At 65.4% G+C, this 7,078-nt stretch carries 8 protein-coding genes; 4 read left to right on the plus strand and 4 right to left on the minus strand.

What is annotated here, in order from left to right; genetic code table 11:
• A partial coding sequence (locus HZB86_07500) for an ABC transporter permease (GenBank protein MBI5905384.1) occupies window positions 1–599 on the minus strand: 599 nt, incomplete at its 3' end.
• A gap of 140 nt (window positions 600–739) precedes the next feature.
• On the opposite strand from HZB86_07500, the gene HZB86_07505 reads away from it, so the two are divergent.
• Window positions 740–1,582: a VacJ family lipoprotein gene (locus HZB86_07505; protein MBI5905385.1), complete on the plus strand. Its 843-nt coding sequence runs from the start codon at window positions 740–742 to the stop codon at window positions 1,580–1,582.
• A gap of 26 nt (window positions 1,583–1,608) precedes the next feature.
• Here HZB86_07505 and HZB86_07510 read toward each other — a convergent pair whose 3' ends face one another.
• On the minus strand, window positions 1,609–2,274 hold the full coding sequence (locus HZB86_07510; protein ID MBI5905386.1) for a hypothetical protein: 666 nt from the start codon (window positions 2,272–2,274) through the stop codon (window positions 1,609–1,611).
• 186 nt (window positions 2,275–2,460) lie between these two features.
• Between HZB86_07510 and HZB86_07515 the strand changes: the two genes are divergently transcribed.
• Window positions 2,461–2,925 (plus strand): hypothetical protein, encoded by a 465-nt coding sequence (locus tag HZB86_07515; GenBank protein MBI5905387.1) that lies wholly within the window; start codon window positions 2,461–2,463, stop codon window positions 2,923–2,925.
• 26 nt (window positions 2,926–2,951) lie between these two features.
• On the opposite strand, the gene HZB86_07520 is transcribed toward HZB86_07515, so the two are convergent.
• Window positions 2,952–3,968 (minus strand): sensor domain-containing diguanylate cyclase, encoded by a 1,017-nt coding sequence (locus HZB86_07520; protein ID MBI5905388.1) that lies wholly within the window; start codon window positions 3,966–3,968, stop codon window positions 2,952–2,954.
• A gap of 99 nt (window positions 3,969–4,067) precedes the next feature.
• On the opposite strand from HZB86_07520, the gene HZB86_07525 reads away from it, so the two are divergent.
• Window positions 4,068–4,595 (plus strand): type 1 glutamine amidotransferase, encoded by a 528-nt coding sequence (locus HZB86_07525; GenBank protein ID MBI5905389.1) that lies wholly within the window; start codon window positions 4,068–4,070, stop codon window positions 4,593–4,595.
• Between the two features lie 30 nt (window positions 4,596–4,625).
• Here HZB86_07525 and HZB86_07530 read toward each other — a convergent pair whose 3' ends face one another.
• Window positions 4,626–6,821, minus strand: coding sequence for a PAS domain S-box protein (locus tag HZB86_07530; GenBank protein ID MBI5905390.1), 2,196 nt, complete (start codon window positions 6,819–6,821; stop codon window positions 4,626–4,628).
• Here HZB86_07530 and HZB86_07535 point away from each other — a divergent pair.
• Window positions 6,820–6,966 (plus strand): hypothetical protein, encoded by a 147-nt coding sequence (locus HZB86_07535; GenBank protein MBI5905391.1) that lies wholly within the window; start codon window positions 6,820–6,822, stop codon window positions 6,964–6,966. The two genes, HZB86_07530 and HZB86_07535, sit on opposite strands and share 2 nt — an antisense overlap.
• Window positions 6,967–7,078 lie beyond the last annotated feature (112 nt).

A 7,078-nucleotide genomic window follows, 5' to 3' on the forward strand; every position in this document is an offset into this window, starting at 1 on the left:
CCGCCGGTGATGTCCGCGAGCTCCACGCTCTGCTCCATGCGCCCGAAATAGTCCCCGGCGTTCACCCCCAGGAGCCCCACCCCCACGAGCCACCCGCCCAGGATCCCCACGACGACGAAGATGGCCGTGAGGAGGGGGACGGCCACGATGGAGCCGACGAGCCGGGGGGAAACGAGGAATTTCTTGGGCTCGATCGCCATGGAGTCGAGCGCCATGATGACGCCGCCGATCCGCAGGATGCCGATCTCCGCGGTCATCGCGGAGCCCGCCCGGCCGATGACCATCAGGGCCGTGAGGACCGGACCGAGCTCCCGGATGAGGGAGAGCGCGACGACCGATCCGAGCAGACCCTCCGACCCGAATTTCCGGAGGGTGTGGAACCCCTGGACCGCGAGGACCATCCCGGTGAAGGACGCCGTGAGGACGATGACGAAGAGGGATTTGACGCCGACGAAGTGGATCTGCTCGACGATCCTCCGGGGGCGATACGGAGGGACGAAACATTGCGCGATGGACTCCAGCAGAAAGAGGCCCGTCCTCCCGAGGACGTCGATCCGCCGCAGGGCTTCCGCCCCGATCCGTCCGAAGACCATCACCATCGCCCCCGATTCTATCACGCCCGCCCGTATCCGGGCCCGGCCGGTTCTTTCCGGTCCTCCCCGGGCGACGGAACGGGCGCGGGACTATATAATGGTGCCACCCGCGGGAAGGCGGGCGGGATTCGTGAAGGGGGATGCGGATGATCGAAGGAACGGCAAATACGCCGGGAACCCGTTGGCGTCCGGTCCTCGCCGGGTTGTTGCTGTTCGCCGCGATCTCCGTGTGCCCGTCGCGAGGGACGGGCGCTTCGGTCCCGGTCCCCGGGCCGGAAACGGTTTCCGGCGGCGGGGAGTCGGTCGAGGTGCCGGCGGCGGATTCGGTGGACGCCGGGGATCCCGATCTCGAGGAAACGGAGCCGCTCCCGGAGAAGCCGCCGGTCCGCGTGGCCGACCCGATCGAACCGGTCAACCGGGCGTTCTTCGTCTTCAACGACCGCCTCTACTTCTGGCTCCTGAAGCCCGCGGCGCGAGGGTACTCCTACCTCGTGCCCGAGCCCGCCCGCATCGGGATCCGCAATGCCCTGGCGAATGTGATGATGCCGGTCCGGCTGGTGAACAGCCTTCTGCAGGGAAAGGTGCGGGGGGCCGGCCGGGAACTGGCGCGCTTCACGATCAATTCGACCATCGGGATGGGCGGCCTCTTCGACACGGCGAAGAACGAATGGGATATCGCGGTCTCGGAGGAGGACACGGGGCAGACGCTGGGCACCTACGGACTGGGGCATGGGGCCTACCTCGTCCTCCCGTTCCTGGGCCCTTCTTCCCTGCGGGACGCCGCCGGCCTCGGAGGCGACTCGCTCTTGAACCCCCTGAACGTCCTGGTCGACTTCCGGACGGCGGTCGCGATCCGCGCCGGCCAGGCGGTCAACGATACCTCCCTGCGAATCGGGGAGTACGAAGACATCAAGGCGGCGGCGGTCGACCCGTACCTTGCCGTACGCGACGGCTACGTGCAGTACCGAAAGGGGCAGCTCTCCCGGTAGGAGGCGCCCCGGCGTACTCCGTACATTCATCCTTCGCGCAATTCCGGGTTCCCCGGCGAACTCCGCAGCGCCCGGAAGGCGGTTCCCGCGAAATAGGCGAACCAACTGACGATCCCCATCAGCTTCGCTCCGTCCTCATACAGATAATGCCATTCCAGCAGGGCGACCTCCCGGTTGTGGGGGAACCGATCGAAGAGGACGGAGACCCCGAAGCACCCGAACGAAACCAGGAGGGGCAGGTACTCCGTCTCCCGGATGGTCTTCCGGAACCTGGCGAGGTAGAGCAGCACCAGCAAGCCGTACATCCCGAACGCCAACTTTTCCCTGATCCGGAAGAGCCGCGGATACACGTATTCGTGGAACTGGAAGAAATCGTCGAACAGGAGCAGGCAGGTGATGAGCCCCGAAAACAGGAGGAAGGTCGGGAATTCGCGGTCGGATCCCCTTTCCCGGAGGAGCGCGAAGCTGAAAAAGCAGACCGCCGCCGAGGCGCACCACGCCAGGACCCCGATGTTCGATACGACGCCGGTGAACGGGTTCGCATCCATCAGCGCCGCGGGGTCCACCGTGAATTTCCAGATGGGGATGCCGGTCCGGAGGCTGACGACCAGTACCAGGAGGAGGAACGACAGGGTCGCCCCGTACAGCAGGAGCAACGGGATCGGGAATCGGATCCGGTTATCGGTTTTCATCTACGGTGAACTCCTCCAGGTTCAGTTTCCACGCGGGCGACGAATCGGATCGCCGGCCGCAGTGAGCATATCGGCGATATCACGGGGAAATTCAGAAAATTCCGGACGGATCGCCAATCTTGTCCCGATGGGTATACCCTGTCATTGACGCTCGCGCCTTCGTCCGGGACGGGAGGTGGGACTGCGATGAAAAGAACCATCCTGTTCGCTTTCGTGATCGGCGTGGTGAATCTGTTCGCGGGATCCGGAGACGACGTGCCGGCGCGGCTTGCGCCGGGGAGCGGTCCGGAACGCCTGGCCGCCGGCGACCGCGCCGGACCCGACGGGAACCCGGCGCCCGGGGCCGTCCGGGAGGTGACCGCCTACAACGTGGGGGTGAGGGAGCAGACCGGAAGCGAGCCGTGCATCGGGGCGACGGGGAAAAACCTCTGCCGCCTCGTGATGCAGGGGTTGAAGATCTGCGCGGCGAACTTCGTGGATCCGGAGACGATCCTGAACATCGACGGGTACGGAGAGTGTGTCGTCCTCGACCGGACGCATCGGCGGTTCAGCCATCGCGTGGACATCGCGATGAAGGAGGACGAGGTCGACAGGGCCCTCGAGTTCGGGATCCAGCGGCGATACGTCGAAGTGAAACCCGGGGGTCCCTGAAGGAGGAATTCCGCGGAGGCGGAGGGTCACCAGACCCGTTTGCACGCGGGGGTCCACGTCACGATCCGGTTTCGCCCCTCGCTCTTCGCCCGGAACAGCGCCTGGTCGCCCTGCGCAAGGAGCGCTTCGATCGAATCGGTATCCGGCTGACGCTCCGCGATGCCGAAACTCGCCGTCACGGAAAAACTCCGTTTGTCGGATTCGAATCGAAGGCCCGAAACGGCCCCCCGCAGCCGCTCCGCGAGGACGTGGGCCCCCCTCTGGTCGGTCTCGGGAAGCAGGAAGCAGAATTCCTCCGGGCCGTACCGCGCGTGCAGGTCCGTCAACCGGATCCCGCGCAGGCATACGTCCGCCGCCCCCGCGAGAACCTTGTCGCCCAGGACACGTCCGTAACCGTCGTTCACCCGCATCAGGTGGTCGATGTCCATCATGACGACCGAGAGCTTCAACCGGAAACGCTGGGAGCGCCGGAACTCGATCCGGGAGGCGGCGTCGAACTGCCTCCGGGTATGCAGACCGGTCAGCGGGTCGATCGTGGTGAGCATCTCGACTTTTTGACGGAGCCGGGCGTGTTCCAGCGCGATGGCGGCCTCGTTCGCAAGGAGCTGCGCGAGCAGGGCACGGGGTTCATCGAACGGTTCCCGATCGCTTCTTTCCAGGATGACGCATCCGGTGTTCCGGACCCCCGCGCGCATGGGAACCGCCAGGTAGACACCGCTTTCGATCGGAACGCACGAATCGCCATCCCCGGGATCGCTTCCCGGCATCGGAAGGAGGATCGGGCGATCGGCCTCCCGGATCTTCTTCCGGAACATCGACCGCAGGAGCGCGTTGTCGGGGATCGCGCCGTTCCTCGACTCGCCCTTGGAGTCGTGCAGGCGGAGCCCTTCCCCCTCGAAAAAGCAGATCGCGTTGCGACCGTGCGGCACGAAGCGCGCAAGGAACCGTTCCAGCTCCGACACGATTTCGTCCGCATCCGACCGGGACGTGAACGCTTCCAGGGCCTGGCGCAATATTTCGATCTGGTTTTCCATCCGATCCATCGCTTCCGATATGGTCCCCAACGGGGAGATATCCGGGGGAGCAGAAAACCGTACCGGGCGATGAGCTGCCGGAATCGGAAACGACGTCGGGAGGGGACGATGGAGCTGGAAGGGAAGCACGTAGCCGTGCTGGCGGAGGATCTCTACGAGGACCTCGAGCTTTGGTACCCCGTGCACCGGTTCCGGGAGGCGGGGGCCAGGGTGACCATCGTCGGGGGAGGCGCGGGCGGGTACGCCTCCAAGCACGGGTATCCGGTCACTCCCGACGCGTCGGCGGAGAATGTGAACGCCGCCGACTTCGACGCCGTGGTCATCCCGGGCGGCTACGCTCCCGACCGGATGCGCCGGAACAAGGCCATGGTGGATCTGGTCCGAAACGTGTTTGCCCGGGGATCGGTGGTCGCCGCGATCTGCCACGGGGGGTGGATGCTGGTTTCGGCGGACGTGCTGCGGGGCAGGAAGGCAACCGGCTTCTTCGCGATAAAGGACGACCTGGTGAACGCGGGAGCCCGGTATGAGGATTCGGAAGTCGTACGCGACGGAAACCTGGTCACGTCGCGGAAGCCGGAAGACCTTCCGGCGTTCAGCCGGACGATCATCCGGGCGCTGACCGAGGCGAAGGAGTAGTCCCCCGCCCGCGCGGGCGTCGTCCCGCCGTCACGGCGGAGCGGCGCCCGTCGTTTCCCCCTCGAGGACCCGGCAAAGCCTGGCCTGGAATTCGTTCCGCTTGTACGGCTTCTGGATGAACCCTGCGAGCCCCTCCCCCGTGAATCGTTGCGAAACCTGTTGTTCGTTGTACCCGCTGGTGAGGATGACGCGGGCGCCGGGGTGGATCCGGCGGATCTCCCGGAACGTCTCCTCGCCGTCCATTCGAGGCATCGTCAGGTCGAGGACGACGCAACGGATCTCGTCCATGCGGGAACGGAACAGCTCCACCGCCTCCTGTCCGTCCGACGCGGTCAGCACCCGGAAACCCAGGGACTCCAGCATTCCGACCCCGACCTGCCGGACCATCTCCTCGTCGTCGACCAGCAGGACGGTTCCGGTCCCCTTCCAATCCTTATCCGGCGCCATCGTGCCCACGACCGGCGCCGTGGCCTTGGCCGCCGCCGGCAGGAGAATCTTGAACGTCGACCCTTTCCCCACTTCGCTGTACACCTTGATCGCTCCCCCGTGTCCTCGTACGATTCCGAGGACCGCCGCAAGACCGAGCCCGCGGCCGGTGAACTTCGTGGTGAAAAAGGGATCGAAGATCTTCTTCTGCGTCTCCCTGTCCATCCCGGATCCCGTGTCGGCGACTTCGAGGAAGACGTACCGCCCCTCGGGAAGCTCCTCCCCGCCGATTTCCCGCAGGTAGACATGGTCGCAATCCGCCACGCCCGTGGTGAGGGATATCTCACCGGAGTTGTCGCCGATCGCCTCCGATGCGTTGATGATGAGGTTCATGACGACCTGCTGGATCTGCGAGGCGTCGGCATCCACCCGCGGGATGTCCGGGGCGAACCGGTACCGCAGAATGGCTTTTTTCGAGATGGACGTTCCGAGCATGTCCGCCATCTCCCTCACGATGTCGTTCATGTCGAGCGACTCGATGACGAACCGCCCTTTCCCCGAATAGGCCAGCATCTGCCGGCAGAGGTCGGCGGCGCGGCGGGACGCCCTTTCGACTTCATCGAGATGCATCCGTACCGGGGCCGCGGGGGGGAGCGCCGAGAGGGCGAGATCGGTGTGCCCCATGATCGCCATCAGGAGATTGTTGAAATCGTGGGCGATTCCACCGGCGAGGACGCCGAGGCTTTCGAGCTTCTGGGAGTGCCGTACCTGTTCCTCCAGCCGGTTGCGCTCCGCTTCCGCCCGTTTCCGCTCGGTGATATCCCGGGCCGCCGCGAACACCCCGAGGATTTCCCCCGTGTCGTCCCGGTACACCGAGGCGTTGTACAGGACCGGGGTCACGGTCCCGTTCCGGTGCTGGATCTCGAGCGAGTAATCCTGCACCGACCCCTCCCGGAACGCCTGCTCGTACCCGGCCCGGGCACGCGCGGGCTCTGTGAAATAGTCCGAGAAATCGCTCCCGATCAGGTGGTTCCTCGGGTATCCGGTCGCCTTTTCCGTCGCGCAATTCGCATCGGTGATCTTTCCGGACGCGTCGATGGTCACCAGCGGGTCGAGGCTGGCTTCGATCAGGCGCCGGTTGTAGGCGCTCACCTGCTGAAGCTGCCGGTTCGCGGCCATCAGCGCGTTCGCTCTCCGCTCCACCAGCTCCTCGAGCTTCTGACGATACGCCCCCAGCTCCTCCTCGGACCGTTTCCGCTCCGTGATGTCCTCGTTGATGCCGATCATCCGGACCGCTTTCCCGGCCTCGTCCCGGATCACGTCGCCGAACGCCTTGATATGCCGGATCGATCCGTCCGGAAGGACTACGCGGAAGTCGGTGTCGTACCCTTTCTCTCCGCGAAGCGCTGCCATGTAGGCTTCCACGGCCGATTCCCGGTCGTCGGGATGGAGACTGCCTTCCCATGCACCGACCCCGCCCGGGGAGGCGTCCCGGGAGAGCCCGTACAGCTCGAACATCCGGTCGTCCCAGATCAGGATGTTTTCCGGAACGTTCAGGTCCCAGATCCCCAGGCGTCCGGACCCGGTGGCGAGTTGGAGACGTTGCGTCGTGATCCCGAGATCCTCGGTGCTCTCCTTCAGCCGTATCGCCAGCTCCTGCCAGTGGCGTACGGCATGCTGCGCTTCCCGCGTCCGTTTCAGCGCCAGCAGGGACAACAGGAGAAGGGCCGCCGTCGCCGCTACGAAGACTGCTCCGTAGAATGCAAGGTCCTTCTTCCAGTGCGCCAGGATAACCTTCATGCCGATGCCGTTCACCAAGTACACGTTCAAAATGCCGATCCTGCGGACCGCATACATCCTTTTCGTCGCATCGCTCTTCGACATGCCGACGTACGTATCCTGTTCGCCGCGCCGGTTCGCCTTCAAGGTTTCGTTCGACGGGTGAAGCGTCAGGACGGCCGGATTCAGCCTGGGAGCCCGCGCAAGGATCGTCCCGTCGCCGCGGACGAGGGCGGTGCCGAAGTCGCTATGCCGTGCGGAGCGGTTCCAGAATTCGC

Source organism: Deltaproteobacteria bacterium (assembly GCA_016234845.1).
Classification (GTDB): domain Bacteria; phylum Desulfobacterota; class Deferrimicrobia; order Deferrimicrobiales; family Deferrimicrobiaceae; genus JACRNP01.